Source organism: Planococcus salinus (genome assembly GCF_003719725.1).
Classification (GTDB): Bacteria; Bacillota; Bacilli; order Bacillales_A; family Planococcaceae; genus Planococcus; species Planococcus salinus.
In genome coordinates, this window is the sequence record NZ_RIAX01000008.1 from 1 (window position 1) to 19,637 (window position 19,637).

At 46.6% G+C, this 19,637-nt stretch carries 20 protein-coding genes and 1 riboswitch; of the genes, 13 read left to right on the forward strand and 7 right to left on the reverse strand.

Annotation, left to right across the window (positions count from 1 at the left end; all coding sequences use genetic code 11):
* The coding region (locus tag EEX84_RS11200) for a pyridoxamine 5'-phosphate oxidase family protein (protein WP_123165737.1) at window positions 1–347 on the forward strand (347 nt) is incomplete at its 5' end.
* Window positions 348–513: 166 nt separating this feature from the next.
* Here EEX84_RS11200 and EEX84_RS11205 read toward each other — a convergent pair.
* Together EEX84_RS11205 and EEX84_RS11210 are read right to left on the reverse strand one after the other, a co-directional pair.
* Complete coding sequence (locus tag EEX84_RS11205) at window positions 514–846, reverse strand: type II toxin-antitoxin system PemK/MazF family toxin (protein WP_123165738.1); 333 nt, start codon at window positions 844–846, stop codon at window positions 514–516.
* Window positions 840–1,100, reverse strand: coding sequence for an AbrB/MazE/SpoVT family DNA-binding domain-containing protein (locus EEX84_RS11210; protein ID WP_240033965.1), 261 nt, complete (start codon window positions 1,098–1,100; stop codon window positions 840–842). The genes EEX84_RS11205 and EEX84_RS11210 overlap by 7 nt, the downstream gene beginning before the upstream one ends.
* Before the next feature lie 150 nt (window positions 1,101–1,250).
* Between EEX84_RS11210 and EEX84_RS11215 the strand changes: the two genes are divergently transcribed.
* The 6 genes from EEX84_RS11215 to EEX84_RS11240 all read left to right on the forward strand — a co-directional run bounded on the left by EEX84_RS11215 (window position 1,251) and on the right by EEX84_RS11240 (window position 7,644).
* The gene (locus tag EEX84_RS11215) at window positions 1,251–2,240 is read left to right on the forward strand and encodes a 2-hydroxyacid dehydrogenase (RefSeq protein WP_123165739.1); all 990 of its coding nucleotides are present in this window, start codon (window positions 1,251–1,253) and stop codon (window positions 2,238–2,240) included.
* A gap of 88 nt (window positions 2,241–2,328) precedes the next feature.
* Complete coding sequence (locus EEX84_RS11220; protein WP_123165740.1) at window positions 2,329–3,564, forward strand: Bcr/CflA family efflux MFS transporter; 1,236 nt, start codon at window positions 2,329–2,331, stop codon at window positions 3,562–3,564.
* A 381-nt stretch (window positions 3,565–3,945) separates the two neighbouring features.
* A complete protein-coding gene (locus EEX84_RS11225) occupies window positions 3,946–4,899 on the forward strand; it encodes an Abi family protein (RefSeq protein ID WP_123165741.1) in 954 nt (317 codons plus the stop codon).
* A 30-nt stretch (window positions 4,900–4,929) separates the two neighbouring features.
* The gene (locus tag EEX84_RS11230; RefSeq protein ID WP_123165742.1) at window positions 4,930–5,181 is read left to right on the forward strand and encodes a hypothetical protein; all 252 of its coding nucleotides are present in this window, start codon (window positions 4,930–4,932) and stop codon (window positions 5,179–5,181) included.
* A 271-nt stretch (window positions 5,182–5,452) separates the two neighbouring features.
* Complete coding sequence (gene gdhA / locus EEX84_RS11235; protein ID WP_123165743.1) at window positions 5,453–6,883, forward strand: NADP-specific glutamate dehydrogenase; 1,431 nt, start codon at window positions 5,453–5,455, stop codon at window positions 6,881–6,883.
* 215 nt (window positions 6,884–7,098) lie between these two features.
* Complete coding sequence (locus tag EEX84_RS11240; protein ID WP_123165744.1) at window positions 7,099–7,644, forward strand: DUF1697 domain-containing protein; 546 nt, start codon at window positions 7,099–7,101, stop codon at window positions 7,642–7,644.
* A gap of 64 nt (window positions 7,645–7,708) precedes the next feature.
* On the opposite strand, the gene mug is transcribed toward EEX84_RS11240, so the two are convergent.
* The 3 genes from mug to EEX84_RS11255 all read right to left on the reverse strand — a co-directional run bounded on the left by mug (window position 7,709) and on the right by EEX84_RS11255 (window position 11,225).
* A complete protein-coding gene (gene mug / locus EEX84_RS11245; protein WP_192892963.1) occupies window positions 7,709–8,209 on the reverse strand; it encodes a G/U mismatch-specific DNA glycosylase in 501 nt (166 codons plus the stop codon).
* A 29-nt stretch (window positions 8,210–8,238) separates the two neighbouring features.
* Entirely contained in the window at window positions 8,239–9,960 is a 1,722-nt protein-coding gene (ggt, locus tag EEX84_RS11250) for a gamma-glutamyltransferase (RefSeq protein WP_158599109.1), read from the reverse strand.
* A gap of 155 nt (window positions 9,961–10,115) precedes the next feature.
* On the reverse strand, window positions 10,116–11,225 hold the full coding sequence (locus EEX84_RS11255; RefSeq protein WP_240033966.1) for a tellurite resistance/C4-dicarboxylate transporter family protein: 1,110 nt from the start codon (window positions 11,223–11,225) through the stop codon (window positions 10,116–10,118).
* A gap of 279 nt (window positions 11,226–11,504) precedes the next feature.
* A riboswitch (purine riboswitch) is annotated at window positions 11,505–11,607 on the forward strand.
* 168 nt (window positions 11,608–11,775) lie between these two features.
* Here EEX84_RS11255 and EEX84_RS11260 point away from each other — a divergent pair.
* Window positions 11,776–12,681 (forward strand): 5'-methylthioadenosine/S-adenosylhomocysteine nucleosidase, encoded by a 906-nt coding sequence (locus EEX84_RS11260; RefSeq protein ID WP_123165747.1) that lies wholly within the window; start codon window positions 11,776–11,778, stop codon window positions 12,679–12,681.
* 59 nt (window positions 12,682–12,740) lie between these two features.
* On the opposite strand, the gene EEX84_RS11265 is transcribed toward EEX84_RS11260, so the two are convergent.
* Window positions 12,741–13,214, reverse strand: a complete 474-nt coding sequence (locus EEX84_RS11265) for a BsuPI-related putative proteinase inhibitor (RefSeq protein WP_123165748.1) — start codon at window positions 13,212–13,214, stop codon at window positions 12,741–12,743.
* Window positions 13,215–13,375: 161 nt separating this feature from the next.
* Here EEX84_RS11265 and EEX84_RS11270 point away from each other — a divergent pair, with 161 nt between their 5' ends.
* The 3 genes from EEX84_RS11270 (at window position 13,376) to EEX84_RS11280 (ending at window position 15,911) form a co-directional block, all read left to right on the forward strand.
* A complete protein-coding gene (locus tag EEX84_RS11270; RefSeq protein ID WP_123165749.1) occupies window positions 13,376–13,993 on the forward strand; it encodes a type 1 glutamine amidotransferase family protein in 618 nt (205 codons plus the stop codon).
* A gap of 222 nt (window positions 13,994–14,215) precedes the next feature.
* A complete protein-coding gene (locus EEX84_RS11275; protein WP_192892964.1) occupies window positions 14,216–14,902 on the forward strand; it encodes a response regulator transcription factor in 687 nt (228 codons plus the stop codon).
* Complete coding sequence (locus EEX84_RS11280) at window positions 14,895–15,911, forward strand: sensor histidine kinase (protein ID WP_123165751.1); 1,017 nt, start codon at window positions 14,895–14,897, stop codon at window positions 15,909–15,911. Before EEX84_RS11275 ends, EEX84_RS11280 begins: the two co-directional genes overlap by 8 nt.
* Window positions 15,912–15,947: 36 nt before the next feature.
* Here EEX84_RS11280 and EEX84_RS11285 read toward each other — a convergent pair whose 3' ends face one another.
* Window positions 15,948–16,301 carry a hypothetical protein gene (locus EEX84_RS11285; RefSeq protein WP_123165752.1) on the reverse strand — a complete coding sequence of 118 codons (354 nt, stop codon included), beginning with the start codon at window positions 16,299–16,301 and terminating at the stop codon, window positions 15,948–15,950.
* A gap of 494 nt (window positions 16,302–16,795) precedes the next feature.
* Between EEX84_RS11285 and EEX84_RS11290 the strand changes: the two genes are divergently transcribed.
* Both EEX84_RS11290 and EEX84_RS11295 read left to right on the forward strand, forming a co-directional pair.
* Window positions 16,796–17,563 (forward strand): ABC transporter ATP-binding protein, encoded by a 768-nt coding sequence (locus EEX84_RS11290; protein ID WP_123165753.1) that lies wholly within the window; start codon window positions 16,796–16,798, stop codon window positions 17,561–17,563.
* Window positions 17,556–19,535 carry an FtsX-like permease family protein gene (locus EEX84_RS11295; RefSeq protein ID WP_123165754.1) on the forward strand — a complete coding sequence of 660 codons (1,980 nt, stop codon included), beginning with the start codon at window positions 17,556–17,558 and terminating at the stop codon, window positions 19,533–19,535. The genes EEX84_RS11290 and EEX84_RS11295 overlap by 8 nt, the downstream gene beginning before the upstream one ends.
* Window positions 19,536–19,637: the final 102 nt, after the last annotated feature.

Sequence of the window (19,637 nt, forward strand, 5' to 3'; positions counted from 1 at the left end):
TGACATTAAAAGACACGGATAAATACGAAGAAATTCTGGAGAATCCGGCAGTCAACCTGGCGTATGCAGGTGATTCCTATGTGTCTATCAGTGGGACTGCTCAATTTATCGAAGATCTGGACCGGAAAAAAGAATACTGGAATCCGGTTTTCGATAAATTATTGAACACCACTTATGACGATCCCAACGTCATTTTGATAAAAGTGGAAGCCGACACGGCCGAATACTGGCAGTCAGGCAGCACCATGAAGACAGTGAAGAACTTCGCCAAAAAGCTTACGGGCAATGAATCGAAAAAAGATGAGAAGGAACTGAACGATACAGTGGACTTCAATCGGCCGAGGTAACTGGAATTGAAACTGGGACATTCCAAAAAAGTCGGAAGGAAAAAGAAAAAAGATGTATTTTTATATCAAAAGTGGCTCTGACCATATTTCACCGTACCCTGGAAATCATCAATACAGGGTACGGTTTGTTTTATGGCAGAATTACTGGTTGTTGAGGTGCTTCCGCTTAAGCCATCTGGCTGAAGACAATTTCTTTCACTTCGCTAAATGAATTAGCAGGAAGTTTTTCAATGAAAACTGCGTTTCGAGCGGATAAATCAAGCGATTTTACGTGCTGACAAAGGATGGACCCTTGTGTGGTTGTTCTTGAATCCAAAAGAAAGTTTAAGGGAAACTCGTTTTTTGTATTTGAAATCGGACATACAATGGCAATGTTACTCAACGAATTGAAAAAGTCGTTGCTGATGATGACCGCAGGCCTCCTGCCGCTTTGTTCCCGCCCTGCCTGTGGATGGAAATCCAATAGGACAATATCTCCCTGGTAAAATTTTTTCACCATATTTCTTCGCCTAACGGCAAACCGAAATCAGGATCTTTCATAGCCGCCTGTATTTTTTCTTTGTTGTTTTCCAAATGGTAATCAGCAAAACGTTCTTGTATCGTTTTGGGTTGATTTTCTTTTTTGATGAAAATGCCTTCTTCCTTCACTTCAAAAGTAATTGCATCTCCTGAATTTGCTTTCAATAATTTGCGGATTTCAATCGGAATTGTAATTTGGCCTTTGCTCGTAACTTTTGCTTTCAATATAGCCAAGTCAATCACTCCTTACTTTTCCTTACTTATAATAAGTATAAGACAAAAATGTAGATGAAGCAAATTCTGGCTGTGTTGTCTTTTCTACTGTTCGGTCTGAATAGAAAGTGTATGATTGCTATAGACATAAAATTCAAAGGAGGAACCCCCATGAAGCCAAAAGTGTTTATTGGTAGACCTGTATCAAAAGAAGTAGAAGCCTACATAGCAAAACATTGTGAGTATCGGATCTGGGACAAGAAAGAACCGATCCCGCCGGAAGTGCTGTTGGAAGAAGCGAAAAAAGCGGAAGGGCTGCTTGTACAAAAATCCGCGATCACTGAGGACTTTTTGGCTCAGGCGTCTCATTTGAAAGTCATCAGCAATACCGCTGTGGGTTATGACTCATTTGACCTGGAAGCGATGGAGAAATACGGGGTGATCGGTACGCACACGCCGTTTGTCCTGGATGAAACGGTTGCCGATCTTGTCTTCGCCTTGATGCTGTCCGCGGCGAGGAGAATCCCTGAGCTGAACAATTACGTCAAGCAAGGCGACTGGAACGGAGAGACGCAGGCAGAAGAGTTATTCGGAACGGACGTTCACCATACCACTCTGGGAATTGTCGGAATGGGCAGGATAGGTGAAAAAATTGCCAGACGGGCAGTCTTCGGTTTCAACATGAAGGTTATGTATAATGCCACAACGCCGAAACCACAGCTGGAAGAAACATATGGGATGGTCTACAGCGACTTGGACAGCCTGCTGGAACAGTCGGATTTCGTGGTGCTGATTGTTCCATTGACTGCATCAACCCGAAAGCTGATCGGTGCGGAACAGTTCAAACGTATGAAATCCAATGCGATTCTGATCAATGCCGCCCGCGGAGCGGTCGTGGATGAACAAGCGCTGATCGAAGCGTTGCAAACCGGGGAGATCCGAGGGGCTGCGCTTGATGTGTTTGAGAAAGAACCGACCAGTCCTGATAATCCGCTATTAAAGATGGACCAGGTGGTTGTGGTTCCTCATATTGGCTCAGCTACAGCAAAAACCCGGGAAGCCATGGTCATGAAAGCGGCCGAAAATTTAGTGGCAGGGGTGACCGGAGGTGTCCCGGAGAACGTGGTGAAGGAATTGCAGGGACTGATCAGCGGGCAATGAGGAAACACTCCGCACCAAAAAGGCTTAAATTGTGCGGCATGGTGCTGTATAGTGAAACAGGGAATCCATTGAAAGGTGTTTAAATCAGATGATGCACAATCCAACAGGAAAAAAGCGCCTGGAACTCGCACTGCTTCTCAGTATGCTTGGAATCTTGGCACCGCTGAACATAGATATGTATTTGCCCGGTTTCCCCTCAATTGCAGAGGATCTGGATGCCCATATTTCACTTGTTCAGCTTAGTTTAACGGCTTGTCTGATCGGTCTGGCTGCCGGACAACTGGTTGTGGGGCCATTAAGCGACGCCCGGGGAAGAAGAACTCCGCTGATCATCTCCGTTGTGTTATTCGCTTTGTCGTCATTGCTTTGTGCAGTGGCACCGAATATTGAAATGCTGATTGCTGCTCGTTTTCTTCAGGGATTTACAGCTTCAGGAGGAGTGGTCCTTTCCAGAGCCGTGGTAAGTGATGTGTTCAGTGGCAGGGAAATGACAAAATTCTTCGCATTGCTGATGGTCATCAACGCGGTAGCACCAATGGCGGCACCGATTGCCGGTGGAGCCATTTTGGCCTTGCCGTTTGCCGGCTGGGAAAGCATTTTTTATTTCTTGAGTTTGCTTGGTTTTATCATGCTTATAATTGTGATGCTGCGTCTGCCGGAAACGCTGCCTCCGGAAAAGCGCATGCCCAGCTCGCTCGGTACATCCATCAAAACGATGGGCAGCTTGTTCAAAGCCCGACCGTTCATCGGCTATGCATTGGTCGTTGGATTGATCCACGGCGGAAGCTTTGCCTATGTCGCCGGAACGCCTTTTGTCTACCAGGGCATTTACGGCGTTTCGCCGCAGGTGTTCAGTGTATTGTTCGGCATCAACGGCATCGCGATGATTATGGGAAGCTGGATCATCGGCAGGTTCGGCGGCATTGTTTCTGAACACCGCTTGCTTCAGGGAGCAGTGGTGACGGCAGTCAGTGCGACATTCGTGCTTCTCATTATGACCATTATCGAAGGTCCCTTGGCATCACTCGTCATTTCGATTTTTGTTTATATGATTGCGGTGGGAATGACGTTTACCAGTTCGTTCACACTGGCGATGAAAAATCAGGGCCACGTGGCGGGCAGTGCCAGTGCCATTGTGGGGATGCTGCCGTTGATCATCGGATCGATTGTGTCTCCTCTTGTCGGCATCAATGAAGTCTCTGCAGTGCCGATGGGCGGCATTTTGTTCGGTACAGCCGTACTTGGGATGCTTGCCTTTTTCACACTTACGGGTGCCCCGAAACACAAAAATCCAGCCGCTGATTCTGAACCATCTCATGACTGAAGAGGAGCTGGAGTTCGGTGACCCAACAGAAAAACTGACAAGAAAACAGGAAACAAATAAGAAGCTCCCAGACAACATACATTGTCTGGGAGCTTCTTATCGTTACGCCTTCAGTCTGTTTGTAACTATATCAAAAAGAAACTTTACGGTGTAAGTGAATTATTTTTATTTTCATAATCTGTCTTCATAAAAACGATACAGTTCTGATGTGACAGTGAAAGGTATTTTGCGGAAATTCAGATGACGCGGAAAGAGGTAAGTTCTTCGGTTTTCTACGGCGGGGTCTGTTTCTTGAAAGCCTCTTTCCTTACCTTATGATATGATTTAAGAGCAGGAAAATGCGGAATAAGAAACAGAATTACATAATAAAGGGTGAGGAATATGAAGGTCTTTGCCTCCCATGATGAACAAATTACGATCCTGAAACGCCGAGGTCTATCAGTCACGGATGAAGCCGGGGCAAAACGGATCTTGTCACGGGAGAACTATTACGCTCTGATCGACGGCTATAAGGAGCCTTTTCTTGAAAGAGACGAGCGGCTCAACCCATATGGACTCGAACAATACCGGAAAGGCACCGAATTTGGCCATGTATATGCGCTGTACCGCTTTGACAGAGAGCTGCGCATGCTGATGCTGAACGAATTGCTGAAGTTTGAGAAAAACATCAAATCGAAAATCGCTTACCGGTTTTCTGAAAAATTTCCGGAGACGGACAGCTTTCTGAGGGCAGACAATTACAGTCCGGACATCCATCATCACCATGAGCGTGACCGGATCATTTCAACACTGGCCAATTTGATCAAAAGCCATAAAAAACGGGATCGGGTGAAATACCCCGCCATCCGGGAGTTCTATGACAAACACAAAAATGTGCCGTTGTGGGTGCTGATCAATTTCCTTTCTCTTGGGCAGATCATCAATTTCTACCAGGTAATTGATGAAGAGCTGAGAACTCGCATTGCCCACGATTTTGCAGAGGAATTCAGCGAAGAATACGAGCAGATTCACCTGAAGGCAAGCGAGCTCGACGACATTTTGCAAGTCGCTTTCCCGTATCGCAATAAATCCGCGCACGAAGAAGTGCTGTACCGCTTTCGTCTATTGCATCCAGTGGAGCTGGATGGCGTGGAAGACAGCTTGGAAATGCCAAGTGGCAGCTTGAGCAAGGGAACGGTGTTTTCGGTTGCAAGTTTGCTGAAGCTGGTCTTGGCTCGGAGTGAATATGAAACGTTTGAAAAAGAACTCGAACGGCTGATGAAAGAACTGAAAGGAACCATAGAGGGAAAGGCGTATGGCGCAATTATGAGAGATACAGGCTTTCAGGAATATTGAAAGAGCTCCGCTTGTAAAAAGGAGGTTCATATGGACCGTCATGAGATAAAATCAAAAAACTTCTTTACCGAACCGATCATTTCTCCGAAAGTGGACCGTGTCCTTCTATATGTTTTTTCGTTCTTGGGGGCTTTTGCAGGCATTATTCTAAAAAGTGTCACAAGCTGGTCATACTGGACGATCCTACTTGCCGTAGTTGGAATGGCGGTCATCTTGGTCTGTTTGCTGAAATTCGGAAATAAGGTTTGGGCAAAGTTTAAAGCCAAAGAAAAAGGCTCTTAGCAGAGAATAAATAAGTTATTGATATATCATCAAAAAATTTATGGAGAAGAAATTGATTAATCAGGAGGCAGTTCATTTTCACCGATTATAGGTTTTACAGGTTTGTAATAATCGGATTTTTGTAGAAATCCAGATCATCGTGTTGAAAATTTATTTGCTTCTGGAAGCATGAGTTTGTATAATAGAATTTAAATATTAAATTGTATGAATAAATATTCATTTTTTTAAATAATCCCGCTATAATAATTTATGGGAAAGAGGCCTTCTGTACATGGAAGCTCCCTTTTTCCCGTTTTTTAAAGAAAGGAATGACCGCAGTTTGCAGTTTATCGAGAGTGAAGAAAAGATCAAACAACAATCAGCCCTGGAATATATTAAAGCCATCCATAAGCAAGTCAAAGACCGTAATCCCGGAGAGTCGGAATTTTTACAAGCGACCTGGGAAGTCTTCGAGTCTTTGAGACCTGTTTTTGAACAGCATCCTGAATACATCGAAGAAAGTATCCTGGAGCGTATTTCCGAGCCGGAGCGTTTCATCAATTTTCGCGTGACATGGGAAGACGACAACGGGAAAGTGCATGTGAACAGAGGATATCGCGTCCAATTCAACAGCACTCTCGGACCGTTCAAAGGCGGCCTCCGTTTCCACCCCTCTCTTACTGGAAGTGTAGTCAAGTTCCTTGGCTTCGAACAAATCTTCAAAAACGCTTTGACCGGATTGCCGATCGGCGGCGGAAAAGGCGGGTCTGATTTCGATCCCAAAGGACGTTCAGATCGTGAAATTATGCGGTTCTGCCAAAGCTTCATGACAGAACTCAGCCGTCATATCGGACCGGATATCGATGTTCCTGCAGGAGATATCGGTGTAGGCAAACGGGAAATCGGCTATTTGTTCGGGCAGTACAAACGGATTCGCAATGCCTCTGAAGCCGGTGTCTTTACAGGCAAAAACCCGGACAACGGCGGAAGCTTGATCCGCAAAGAAGCAACCGGCTATGGAACGGTCTATTTTGTCGAAGAAATGTTGAGAGACCAGGGGCGTTCATTTGCCGGCAGCAAAGTCATCGTTTCAGGTTCGGGGAATGTGTCGATTTATGCCATGGAAAAGGCTGTTGAATTTGGAGCTACTGTGGTTGCGTGCAGCGACTCTGAAGGTTACATCTATGACCCCAATGGAATTGACGTCGAAACGGTCAAGCAGCTGAAAGAAGTGGGCCGCAAACGGATTTACGAATATCTTGAATTCCATCCGACGGCGCGTTACGGGAAAGACAAATCGGAAATTTGGAAAATTCCTTGCGATATCGCATTGCCTTGCGCAACACAGAACGAAATCGACCGAGAAAGCGCACAGGCGCTGGTCGAAAACAACGTAAAGGCAGTAGGGGAAGGCGCGAATATGCCATGCAATGAAGAAGCTGTCCGCATGTTGACTAACAATAAAGTATTATTCGCACCCGCAAAAGCTGCCAATGCAGGTGGCGTGGCTGTTTCTGCGATGGAAATGTCTCAAAACAGCATGCGTTATTCGTGGACATCCGAAGAAGTCGATAAAAAGCTGCAGCAAGTCATGAAGACAATTTACAAGAATTGCATTGAAACCGCAGCGCAATATGGCTCTCCGGGTAACCTGATCATCGGTGCCAATATTGCCGGCTTCAAAAAAGTCGCAGATGCGATGGTCAGCCACGGGTTGAATTAAAAAAGATGATACCGGGCTCCTTTGTCCGTACTGGAAAGTCTATAAAAAGCCGTATCTGTCAGAGTGAATCCAACAGATACGGCTTTTTGGTGTTAGTTTTGGACACTTGTTAATGTATGGCCTTAAACTGAAAATAAAAACCCGGTATTCTTGGTGAAAAACTTTTTTATTGCTTATTCTGAAGGACAGGATACCTGGAAGAAGGGAGAATTCCTATGATTTACGTTGCATTGCTCCGCGGCATCAACGTCGGGGGTAAAAACAAAGTCGATATGAAGTTGCTGAAACAAGCGTTTGAACGCGCAGGGATGAACTCTGTAAAGACGTACATCAATTCAGGGAATATTCTTTTCAGTGATGACCACCATTCAAGAGACGACTTGCCGACGCTATTGGAAGAAGTCATTTTTGACTGTTTCGGGCTGCGGATCAAGGTGCTGGTTTACAGCAAAGATGAATTCCATCAAATTGTACAAGCGGTCCCGTCCCACTGGACAAACGACCGGCAAATGAAAAGTGATGTGTTGTTCCTGTGGGAAGAAGTTGACGAAGAATCCGTGCTTGATCAGTTGGTCATCAAACCGGCTATCGACCAGACCTACTATGTGCCGGGGGCCATTTTATGGTCGGTGGACAAAGAGCTTGTCACCAAAAGCGGGATGTCAAAAATCGTGGGTTCCGGGCTCTATCAGCACGTGACTGTCAGGAATGTGAATACTGTCCGGAAAATTGCCGGGTTGATGGAGGAAATGGAGCTGTAAACGAAATCGGCTGAAAAAGCGCTGTCCCTTGTGTTTCTTCGGGACAGCGCTTTTTGTGAAGGTGTCAGGTGAACTTCTTTAATCCTTTATAAATTTCGATCATGTCTCCCAGTTTCATCCGCACCAACCCGCTTGACGAGGGGGCGACGTACTCCACGGTTCCCGGCATCACGCTTTCCGGTTGTTCGCCCCAGTCGACAGCGCGTCTGCTGCTGAATTGCTGGTACACGCCTTTGCCTACAAAGCATACGGCTTTCGGTTGGTAGTTCTTTATTTTTTGCTGCAACAGCGCAGCACCTTCCAAATATTCCGCTTTGGAGATTTCTGCAGCCTCTTTTGTCGGACGGGCGACGATGTTCGTCAGTCCGTAGCCAAGGTTCAGCAGCTGGCCGTCTTCTTCCGGCACATATTGCTTAGGCGTCAATCCCGCTTGAAAAAGGAGCTTCCAGAAACGGTTCGTAGGATTGGCGAAATGATGGCCGGTTTCAGCAGACCGGATGCTCGGGTTGAATCCGACAAACAGAATCTTTAACCCTTTACGCAGGTGATCAGGTATAGGTTGCAAATGTTCCATCAATTTCCTCCTCTCACCAATCATTTTTTCGGCGGCTTGTCCAGGCCTTCCGCATCTCCCGGGCGGGGAGCATCAGCGGCTCCATACATATCACCGGTCTCGGGATTAAACAGAATGGCCTGAACGTCTCCGATTCGCTCATCAGCGGTGACTTCCTTAAAGCTATCATCCGGTTTGTACCCCAGTTCCGCCAGTTTTTTCAATACGTCTTCCTCAATGCCGTCCTGCCATTCCACTGACAAGTCCGGCGTATTATAAATGCGCGGTTCGGCGATGGCGTCTTCCAGGTCCATTTCGTATTCCAGGACATTCAGCAGTACTTGAAGAACCGACGCGACAATAGTAGCGGCTCCCGGAGACCCCAGTGTGAAAAACGGTTTGCCTTCGTGAAAGACGATGGTCGGCGCTTTGGAGCTGACCGGGTACTTGTCGGCGTTCGGCTGATTGATCGATCCGGGTTCCGGATTAAAATCCGTCAGGTCGTTATTGAGCAGGAAGCCGTATCCCGGCACCATGATACCCGAGCCGAAAATCCGTTCAATGGATGATGTGCAGGAGGCAACATTTCCCCAGCGATCGACTGCGGTAAAATGCGTTGTTTCATAGCCCGTTTCATGGGATGGCGCTTTTCGGTTGCGCACTTCCGGCTCCCGCTCTTCATATTGCCATGGATCCCCGCAATTCACATCGCCCATGCGCCGTTCAAAACTGATGAGGTTCCGGCGTTCTTCCAGGTAGTCAGGGTGCAAGAGACCTTCCATCGGGATATCCATAACATCCGGATCTTCGATGTATGCTTGCCGGTCCGCCAGCGCCAGGCGCATGGCTTCCGCAATCAAGTGGTACTTCTTCCAGGAATGGGGGTCATGCTTGCTCAGATTAAGCGGTTCGAGAAGTTTCAACAGCTGTGCCACGATAAATCCACCGCCATTGGGTGGAGGCGGAAAAGCAAGGTCAAAATTTTTATAACTGCCCCACAGCGGCTCTTCGATTCGGACTTCATAATTCTTCAGGTCCTGCTTGGTCATCAATCCGCCCTGTTGCTGGATTGTTTCAACGATGGCATCTGCAATTTCCCCTTCATACACAGCGTCAAAGCCCTGCTCTTGGATGATTCGGAGCGTTTTGGCAAGGTCCGGTTGTCTGACGCGGTCCCCTTCCTTCAGCGGCTGTCCGTTCGGTACAAAGATTTTTCGTGCTTCTTCTCCGAGGCGGTCTTTAAACAAATTGAGTGTCCGTTCCCAAAGGGAGTTGACAAGGTAGTCATTTTCCGCCAGCTTAATGGCTGGGTCGATCAATTGTGTCAGCTTCATCGTTCCGTGTCGTTCATGGGCGACTTTGAGTGTCTTCATCATTCCTGGCACACCGACCGACATGGCATGGACAGAGCGTTTTTCAAACGGAATTACTTCGCCGTTTTCATCGACGAATAGTTGAGGAGTGACAGCTTCCGGTGATTTTGAATGACCATGAATAACTTCCGTCTTATTATTCTGGTTGTCATAATAGACCAGGAAACCTCCTGCAGCAATCCCGGTGTTCATGCCTTCAACTGCTGAGAGTGCAAGCTGGATGGCGATGATGGCATCAATCGCATTGCCGCCTTCTTCCAGTATTTTCTTTCCTGCGTCTGTCGCTTCTTTTATCGCACTGGCAGCCATGCCGTATTTTCCGCTGTCCGATTTACGGTGAGCCGCCAGTTTATCTGGGTGTTGGTTATTGAAAATTTCCTGTAATCCCATTGATCCTTCACCTCTTGTGAGTTTATCAGGAGGCTTGTTATGCTCCTCTTTTGGTGTATACCCCAACTGCGGCAAATTAAAAATCAGTTTTTCAAGCAGATACGATTCTGATGGAACAAAAGAGCGCCGGAACATCCAGGTTTCTCGGAGTTTTTCTATTTCGCCCGTTTCAGAAGCCGTTCTGATCGATAAAAAGTGGCGGTACGGATATACAGGTGATGGATAAGCCCCCAGAAAACCATCATCCATGAACTCAAAGCGACGTAAATCATGACGCGCGGAATGATGGTGAGGAATGGGGTTTCCAGTGCCGCGGCAAGTTTCCATGTGCTGGCCGTATACATAGCCAGCGGAAACACCATGGCCCACCACTGCGGTCCATAAGTCAGCGGATAACGATGGTGGATATGCCGCCAAAAGGCCAGGATGAACAATAATGGAATCCACCATGTACCGGCCGCCCAGAAAAACAACGTGAACCCTTTCAGAAACGGAGTAATTTCCTGCAGAAACGACCAATAATCCGCATTGAGAATCAACGTGGATCCGGCCAGGCTGGTGATGGCGACAGCACCCATATTGATCCAGTAGGGTGGCGTCAATGCAGCAAATTCAAGCTTCAAAAATGTGAAACGATAAAAAATAAGGGTAATGATATTCAAATACAGCATACACCCGAGAAAATACATGCAGACGGTGAAGAACAAAGCGACATCACGGCCATGGGTAAAATGAGGAACCAGCAACGTGCCAAGAATTGACACGGACTGCGTAGCCACAGCAGCAATCAGCCAGGCGCCATTAATGCCTTCCGACAAGGTAGGGGTGTCACTTCGCACGGTGACCGCCGTAAAGAAAGTGTACATGATGAGCACCCACAGGATGATGGCCAGCGCCCACAAATAGAGGGCAGCCTGATACGACCCGGTGATCAGGATCAACTGGCTTCCAAGCACACAAGTACCGGCGACCGTTGTGAAAAATCCTGAACCGATTGTGTGACTGGCCAAATCGGTAAATACGCGTTTTGGATAGCGGATCAGGCGGATCAGCGTCAGTAACCAAAGAAGGATGAAGGCGACGATATTCAGGTACAAAAAAGTAACTGCCAGCCAGTCCATTCCAAGAAAAGAAGCGGCAATTGACAGGGCGCCGGTCGCCATGACAAAAGCAAAATAGCCGGGGAATAGAGTTCCTGCCAGTTGATTGATGAATTTATACAATTTTCCCACTCCTAAATACATTGTTGGTTTTGATGAGTTCATTCCATCATACCTCATTTTTTGGAGAGAAAAAGTCCGGATAAACAGAACGTTGATGAAGAGTAGGGCATGCGGCAAATTTCGAAGGGCAGTATCTTGAGGGCAATTATTTTTTACGGTATATGTTGTTTGAAAGGGAATTAAAAATATGAAACTCAGCTGCGAAAACTCATGAATTTCATTCAAATTCCCTAAAAAGGCGAACTATAAAGTAGTAATATTAGTTTAAAGTTCGTTTTTAGCTTGAACCCTCTCCTGGAGTCTGTTATATTGGCCAAGTACTAAATTTTATACAGCACCACTCGTATATACTCGGTAATATGGTCCGAGTGTTTCTACCAGGTTCCCTTTAAAGAACCGGACTACGGGTTGAAGTATCGGGTCATCCAGTTTTTGCTGCTGTCCTGCTTGGTTGTTCAGCATTCAGTTATGGGTTGTTGGATTATTCATACTTTCATCCTGACAGGTCTGGAAAGGTAGAAGCATTCTGCCGCTTTCGGCCTTTTTTCTATGGCTGAAAAGGCAATTCACAAACATCAAGGAGGACGACAGAATGAAACAAAAGCAGGAAAGAAGCGGATTGAAGAATCATCTTTTACTGGCCATCATAGCCGCGTTTTTACTGGCATTGCTGGCGGGATGCAGCACAGCGGGAACGGAAGCGGAAGCAACAGCAGAACAAGAAGAAACAAAACAGCCGATTCTGATCCAGGGGCCAATGCCGATTGAAGCAGAAACTTTTGCGGAACGGCTGGAGAACGTTGAAATAGAGGAATCAGGATCGACATATAAATTCTATATTGGAACAGTGGATGATTATCCGGTCATCGTTTCCAAAACAGGAAAAGGCATGGAAAATGCAGCTGCTGCTACGGCGATAGCGATTGAAAAATACAATCCGGCAGCCATCATCAATCAGGGAACATCCGGCGGGCACGATCCGGAATTGAATGTGTTCGATATTGTTCTCGGCGAACGGACGGTTAACATCGGTTCATTGAAAACGGGCGACCGCGCAGCAGGCGAAGGAATTGAACCGACAGAATGGAAGCCGATGGATGTCATGGCTTCTGAAGGAAGCGCAGGAGAAGACCCGAATGCTGAAAAAGCCCGTTATTATGAAGGGGATCCTGAGCTATTGGCTGCCGCTCAAGCAGTGAAAGATACGTATACCAAAGGGAAAGTCGTGGAAGGAACCATCGGATCAGCAGATGTTTGGAACAACGAAGTGGACCGGATCCAGTGGTTCCACGAAAATTTCGGAACGTCAGTGGAAGAGATGGAGTCCGCATCGGTAGCGATGATTTCCAAAGCCTACGATGTGCCGTATCTGGCTATCCGTGTTTTGTCCAATAACAAAACAAACGACGGTGCTTATAATGCGGACACGGCTATTGCCAACCAGGAATATGTTTACGAAGTGGTGAAACAATACATTTCTGCAATGCCGCACGAATAAAATAGTTTACCAAAGATAAAACTGCTCTCCGTATCTGTAAGACGGAGAGCAGTTTTTTGTCATTCTATCGTATGTTCTGCAGTGACTGGGTACTCGGGGCCTTCTTTTGGCGTCAGCCATGCCTCCAGCTCATAAGTTCCGGGTTCAAGTTCGAGTTCCGGCACATCAAATTCATAATCCAACTCTTCATCAGGTTCCAGTGTTTCTTCGCCCAATGCCTGGATATAAGCGCTGACGGATGACAGCAGGAAGACTTGTTCTCCATCGTTATTTGTTAAGGAAAAGTCAAATCGCTGGCCGCTGGTGAACTCAAATGTAACTGCTTCTTCTGTTTCATTGGTCAGTGTGTAACGGTACGTGTTTTCGTCCAGCTGTTCGATCATCGGTTCCACTTCAGCTGCTGCCGCGTCTTCTGACGAGTTGTCAGCAGTATTCGAATCCCCATTTGCTTCTCCTTCGCCTGTTCCACAAGCCGCAAGAACCAGTGCAACTGCCGGAATCAGGAAAGCCCCGCGCCGTTTCTTGTTTTTCATATGCCATCCTCCTAAATATGCGTTTCAGATAAGTACGTTCGAGAAGTTGAAAAGTTACATTGGAGGAAGAGGAGCCACCTTTCCGGGTTTTGTTGAGAGGGTATGCTATAATTTGCCTAAACAAAGAAGATTGAAAATTGTGAATACAAGGAGGGTCGAAAATGGAAGAGGTTTTGTTTGTTATCCTGGACGAATATGCAGATTGGGAAGCCGCTTCATTGGCTGCCGCCTTGAATGAAAAACCGGAAACGGCAGAACGAAAGTACATCGTTAAAACCGTGTCGCTGTCAAAAGAGCCGGTGACATCGATCGGGGGCTTTAACGTGCTGCCTGATTATTCAATTGACGAAGTTCCCGATCGTTTTTCCGGCTTGGTGCTGATTGGCGGAAATTCCTGGAGAAACGATGACAGCCAACGGGTGATGGAACTCGTTAACAAAGCCCTGGAACGAAAAGCCGTGATTGGGGCCATTTGCGATGCAACAGTATTTTTAGGGAAAAACGGCCTGCTTAACGACGTGGAGCATACAAGCAATCAATTGGAAGATTTAAAAGAGGCAGCCGGCAGCCACTATAGCGGAGAACAACATTATCGTCATCAACAAGCCGTTCGGAGTTCACGGCTTGTTACGGCAAACGGCACGGCCTTTCTGGAATTTGGCAAAGAAATGCTGGAAGCTTTGGAAGCGGCGCCTCAACCGGAAATAGACGAGTGGTACGCTGTGTACAAGCAAGGGTATCATGAGTTTATGAAGTCATTGGCCGATGGACAGGGGTAAGTGAGGAACAAAGCAAGTGAGAAAGTTTTGTATGCGTTAATTGTGGATCTGCGCCTATTACTTTATTTGAAAGGAATAATATTTTTTCAATGTGCGGCATTCCAAGCCAGTGGAATGCCGCTTGTTGTTTTTATTCATACGAAATTCCGATAGAATGAAAAAGAAGGACCATTACACAAGCGACAGAAATCGGAAATTGATGGATGAATGGGTGAGAAGATGCTGAAAATCATGATAGTAGAAGACGATTTGACGATTGCCGGTGTTTTGAAAGAGGAACTGGAGAAATGGAATTACGAAGCTTTTCTGGTGGAAGATTTCAGCCGTGTGATGGACGACTTTCAGGAACATGCACCGCAATTGGTGCTGATGGATATTTCACTTCCTTCATACAATGGCTATTATTGGTGCCAGGAAATCCGCAAGATTTCACAGGTGCCGATCATTTTTATTTCGTCACGCAATGAGAACATGGATATTGTCATGGCGATTCAGATGGGAGCGGATGACTTTATCTCCAAACCTTTCGATTTGACGGTAGCGGTCGCCAAAACACAGGCGCTGCTCCGAAGAACATACGATTTCAACGAGTCGGATAATTTTCTGAGCTTCCAGCGGACGGTTTTGAAGCCGGGGGAGTCCAAGCTGTATTTTGACAACCAGGAAGTGGATCTGACCCGAACAGAGTTGAGAATACTGGAATTGCTGTTCATGCAAAAAGGCGAATACGTCACCAGAGAGGAAATCATGATCAAGTTGTGGGAAGATGAATCCTTCATTGACGACAATACTTTGGCGGTCAATGTCGCAAGACTGCGAAAAAAGTTGGCGAAAGTGGAATTGACGGGTTTCATTGTGACAAAAAAAGGCGTTGGCTATGCACTCAATAAGGAAGCCGCCCATGAATAGAAGGGCGGCTGGGGAAACAGTAAAAAGTTTTTTAGCGGCGGTTCGGCCGCAGTTTGTCGTGTTTATCGGTGTGATTGGAGTATTCGGTGTAGTCTATCTGCTGGCCGAGCTGCCTTTGGAGCTGTTTTTATACAGTTTGGAGCTGGCGCTGTTTCTCTTTGCCATTTACTTGATGGTCCAATATATCCGTTACGCCAATCGGTATCGCGTGATTAAAGAGCTGGGGGCGTCGACTGCCGGACGTTTGGCTGATATGCCGGAGAGCATGGACCCTGCCGACCAAGTGTATATTGAAAAGATGACTTCGCTGCTGCAGGAACTTCGCGAAACAGAAAACCTGCACGCAGAGCGGCAGGCGGATCAGCTCGATTATTTTACATTGTGGCTTCATCAGATCAAGACGCCGATTTCCGCGATCAGTCTTCTGAACCAGAACTCACAAACGAAAGAAGCCAAACAGATCTCCCAGGAATTGGTGCGGCTCGAAGATTACACCCACATGGCACTGAACTACATAAAGCTGGAGGAACCCGAATCGGACATGGAATTTGCCGAAGTGAATCTGGATGACATTATTAAAAAAGCAGTAAAGAAATATTCCATCCTGTTTATATACAAAGGTTTGAAGCTGGACTATCAGCCACTGGAGATGCAAGTGCTTTCTGATGGCAAATGGCTGCAGAACCTGTTGGAACAACTTTTATCGAACAGCCTGAAATATACGCCGGAAGGCACTATTTCCATCTACCGGGACCCGTCAAAAGAGCAGACGCTGGTCATCGAAGACACCGGCATCGGCATCCGGGCTGAAGAGTTGCCAAAGATTTTCAATAAAGGCTATTCCGGGTTGAACGGGCGGCTCCACGAAAAATCCACCGGTCTCGGCCTGTTCCTCAGCAGGAAGATCTGCCAGCGCCTCGGCCATCAGCTGGACATCAAGTCGGAAGCGGGAAAAGGCACCTGTGTATCGATTGACCTGTCGAGAGCACAACTGGATGTTTTCGATTAATAAGGAAGAGCCCGAAAGCGGTTTTGATGCCCCTGCTCATCGGTAAGAAGAGCGTTTTGGCGTTGATTTGGGTTTGGCTTTTCTTGTGAAATAGAACAGCGGATTCGCGAAGCCGAACACAACGATGGCTGCTACCATGAAAAAGGTGATGGGGTTTCCGCCCAGACCGATTTCGTCCACAATGATGGCGTCAAAATAAATCAGCTGGATGGAAATCCACATCATGAGAAGTGACAATGCGACCACTGTAAAGCCATTGATGAACTTTCTGCGGGTAATTGGCAAAAAAATCAGCACGAACAGCAAAACGGATACGACCAGCAGTGTGGTATAAAGGGGTTGCAGCAGCGTGAAACTGCCATCCGTTGAAAAGGACGGGTGTATGTACATAACTAATTACCTCCCTGGGATATGAGTGACTTGGATAAGTGGAATTTATCCGCTCTGCATAAGTTAAACTAAACTAATTATATTACCTGTAGATATTCCGCAAAGCAGCTCCGCTTTCCTGCGGGCTTGCGCCGAACTAACTCGGGCTAAGGCCCGAGTGGATTTCGGCACATCATCGCAAACGTGTTGGTGACCCAACACGTTTACTGCTCCCGCTGGAGTCTCCGCTGTTTTGCTCCATATCTTTATGGAAAAGTTAATATCTTTATTCAAACTTACATATATTCAGTTTAACAGAATTCGCTGAAACTTTATTTTTTTCATTGCCAACAGTGGAATGGATTTGAAGCCACAGTTCTTATGAAAATAAGCTGAGGTGGAAGGATGGTTTAAGCAATCTTACGAAACCGTAAGATTGCTCTTTCCTTTGTAAGGATAGGTACAGGCACCCCGCTTCTTCCTGTCATATCATAAAAGACAAGGAGGGGTTAGCAATGACCTTATTGGAAATCAAAAATCTAAAAAAAGTATATACAGCCCGTTTCTCCAACCAGCAGACGGAAGCACTGTCGACTGTCAATTTTTCCGTGAAAGAAGGGGAATTTGTATCGATCATGGGGGAATCCGGATCAGGCAAGACGACGCTTTTGAATATTATTTCAACATTGGACGATGCGACGTCCGGCGATGTTTATCTGGACGGCAATCCGTTGTCGAAGATCAAAGACAAAGAAATATCCGCATTCCGCAGAAATAAACTCGGATTTGTGTTCCAGGATTTCAATCTGCTCGACAATTTCACGATTAAAGACAATATTTTATTGCCATTGGTATTGTCTAAAACGCCGATCGGGGAAATGGAAAGCCGGTTGATGCCGATTGTGCGTAATTTGGGGATCGAAGCCCATATCGATAAATTCCCTTATGAAGTCTCCGGAGGGCAGAAGCAGCGCGTCGCTGTTGCGCGTGCGCTGATTACGCAGCCCAAAATCATTTTGGCGGATGAACCGACAGGCGCGCTGGATTCGAAAGCTTCCCAAAACCTTATGGAAACGCTGAAAGGCATCAACGAAACCGGCCAGACGATTCTGATGGTGACGCACAGCACGCGGGCAGCAAGTTTTTCGAACCGCGTCCTGTTCATCCGTGACGGTGCGGTTTACCACGAAATCTACCGCGGCGAAGGGTCGGCTGATGACTTCATGGACCGGATTACACAGTCGTTGACCGTTCTGAACAGCCGGGGTGAGCGGGATGAATAACCGTTTTTTCTCATCAATGGCGCTGCGCAACATCAAGTCGAACAGACAATTGTACATTCCATATCTGTTGTCTTCAACTGCAATCATCACGATGTTTTTCCTGATGGTGTCCTTGTTGACCAATAAATTCGTACAGGAACGTTCCGCTTCGCTGCCGATGCTGTTCATGGTCGGCGTTATCGTAATCGCCATTTTTTCAGTCATTTTTATTTTATACACGAACAGCTTTCTCATTAAAAGAAGAAAAAAGGAAATCGGCCTCTACGGGATTTTGGGACTGGAGAAAAAGCATGTTGCGAAAATCCTGTTTTTTGAAACGGTCATCACAAGCCTTTTAAGCATTGCCGCGGGACTGGTGGCAGGCCTGATTTTTGGCCGTCTCGTGTTCATGCTGCTGAATTATTTGCTGCGGCTGCCGACAGATATCGCTTATTCGACTTCGCTGGTGAGTGTTGCTGCGACATTTGGTCTGTTCATCGGAATTTTCGGTATCACTTTCCTTTATAATGTCAGCCAGTTCACGTTTGCGAATCCAATTAAATTGTTGAAAGGAAAGCAAGAGGGAGAGAAGGAACCGAAAGGCTCGCTGATCCTTTTCATCCTGGCACTTGTTTTCCTGGGTTGGGGCTACTGGATTTCCATAACGATTCCGGATCCGCTCGCCGCCCTTGAAAAATTTTTCCTGGCTGTGCTCTTTGTCATTATCGGAACATACCTGCTTTTCATTTCAGGTTCCATCTTCATCCTGAAAGCGATGAAGAAAAACAAACGCATTTATTACCGCCCGGGCGCTTTTATTTCCATCTCGGGCATGCTTTACCGCATGAAACAAAACGCTGTGGGCTTAGCGAATATCTGTATTTTGGCGTCGATGGTCATCATTGCCGTTTCGACGACTGCAACGATGTTTATCGGAGCGGAAGAAACTTTGGAAAACAGTTATCCTTATGAAAACAATATGAAAGTTTTCGGTGACAGCGAAGATATCGGTGCAATAAATTCACGCTTTTTCGAGCTTCAGGAACAGCTGCGCGAAGAAACGGAAGCAGCGGGACTCGAAGTGACGGAAATGGAGAGCTATCGCTACCAAAACATGTACGGCCAATTGGAAGGCCAGCAATTCATATTTGAACAGTCCCTTATTGACGGTTCGGAACTGCCGGTCTTTCTGCAGATTCTGCCGCTCGAAGATTTTAATGCAATGAGCGGAAATTCGTATTCTCTTTCAGACGATGAAGCGCTGTATTACCATTCGACAGGAACCTATCAGAAAGACGAACTGACCATTGGAGAACAGAATTACCGATTGTCGGCGATTGAAAATGAATTCAGTGAGGAAATGGCATTAACAGAATCGCTGGTACTCGTCGTGCCGGACATCTCGCATATTAAACAGCTCAAAGAAGATTACGAAAAGCAATTCCCAGATGACGTCTACTTGACGGTCGATGCGGAAATCGGCTGGGACACCACCGGCACTGAAGAAGAAAAAAGAGAGTTCGCGGAACAGATGAATGACGAACACAGCTGGGCCGAAGACCATCATTATGAAGCCCGACTTCTCCAGCGCGAAGAATGGTACAGCATCAACGGCGGATTCCTGTTCCTCGGAATATTCCTCGGTCTGCTGTTTACAATCGGCACGGTGCTGATCACTTACTTCAAGCAAGTTTCCGAAGGATTTGACGACCGCGAGAAATTCCAGATCATGCAGAAAGTCGGCCTTGATAAGGACATGATTCAGGATTCGACGCGTTCCCAGATTGTCTGGATGTTCCTGTTGCCGATTGTCATCGCCACCATCCACGTGAGTTTCGCCTATCCGATTGTCCGGAAATTATTATTGATTTTCGGCGTCACCAATGACGTCACTTGGCTGCTGTCGTTCATCGGTGTGGTGATTGCATTCGCGGCGATTTACTGGATGATTTACCGGGTGACTTCACGCGTCTATTACAGTATTGTAAAATAAAAATAAAAATAAAAATAAGAAGTAAGTTTCGCCCTCTATGGACAGCAGTATCCAGGAGGGCTTTTCCAGTTCAGCCAAAAGTCTGAAGTTTGCCGAAAAGCA

What these genes read in the sequence shown, in the direction of transcription:
- EEX84_RS11230 (WP_123165742.1), top strand. Translation starts at nt 4,930, where the DNA reads ATGGACCGTCATGAGATAAAATCAAAAAACTTCTTTACCGAACCGATC.
- EEX84_RS11295 (WP_123165754.1), top strand. Translation starts at nt 17,556, where the DNA reads ATGAATAACCGTTTTTTCTCATCAATGGCGCTGCGCAACATCAAGTCG.
- EEX84_RS11205 (WP_123165738.1), bottom strand. Translation starts at nt 846, where the DNA reads ATGGTGAAAAAATTTTACCAGGGAGATATTGTCCTATTGGATTTCCAT.
- EEX84_RS11265 (WP_123165748.1), bottom strand. Translation starts at nt 13,214, where the DNA reads ATGAAAAACAAGAAACGGCGCGGGGCTTTCCTGATTCCGGCAGTTGCA.
- gdhA (WP_123165743.1), top strand. Translation starts at nt 5,453, where the DNA reads ATGGAAGCTCCCTTTTTCCCGTTTTTTAAAGAAAGGAATGACCGCAGT.
- EEX84_RS11240 (WP_123165744.1), top strand. Translation starts at nt 7,099, where the DNA reads ATGATTTACGTTGCATTGCTCCGCGGCATCAACGTCGGGGGTAAAAAC.
- EEX84_RS11280 (WP_123165751.1), top strand. Translation starts at nt 14,895, where the DNA reads ATGAATAGAAGGGCGGCTGGGGAAACAGTAAAAAGTTTTTTAGCGGCG.
- EEX84_RS11255 (WP_240033966.1), bottom strand. Translation starts at nt 11,225, where the DNA reads ATGAACTCATCAAAACCAACAATGTATTTAGGAGTGGGAAAATTGTAT.
- EEX84_RS11260 (WP_123165747.1), top strand. Translation starts at nt 11,776, where the DNA reads ATGAAACAAAAGCAGGAAAGAAGCGGATTGAAGAATCATCTTTTACTG.
- EEX84_RS11220 (WP_123165740.1), top strand. Translation starts at nt 2,329, where the DNA reads ATGATGCACAATCCAACAGGAAAAAAGCGCCTGGAACTCGCACTGCTT.
- ggt (WP_158599109.1), bottom strand. Translation starts at nt 9,960, where the DNA reads ATGGGATTACAGGAAATTTTCAATAACCAACACCCAGATAAACTGGCG.
- EEX84_RS11290 (WP_123165753.1), top strand. Translation starts at nt 16,796, where the DNA reads ATGACCTTATTGGAAATCAAAAATCTAAAAAAAGTATATACAGCCCGT.
- EEX84_RS11270 (WP_123165749.1), top strand. Translation starts at nt 13,376, where the DNA reads ATGGAAGAGGTTTTGTTTGTTATCCTGGACGAATATGCAGATTGGGAA.
- EEX84_RS11225 (WP_123165741.1), top strand. Translation starts at nt 3,946, where the DNA reads ATGAAGGTCTTTGCCTCCCATGATGAACAAATTACGATCCTGAAACGC.
- EEX84_RS11215 (WP_123165739.1), top strand. Translation starts at nt 1,251, where the DNA reads ATGAAGCCAAAAGTGTTTATTGGTAGACCTGTATCAAAAGAAGTAGAA.
- EEX84_RS11285 (WP_123165752.1), bottom strand. Translation starts at nt 16,301, where the DNA reads ATGTACATACACCCGTCCTTTTCAACGGATGGCAGTTTCACGCTGCTG.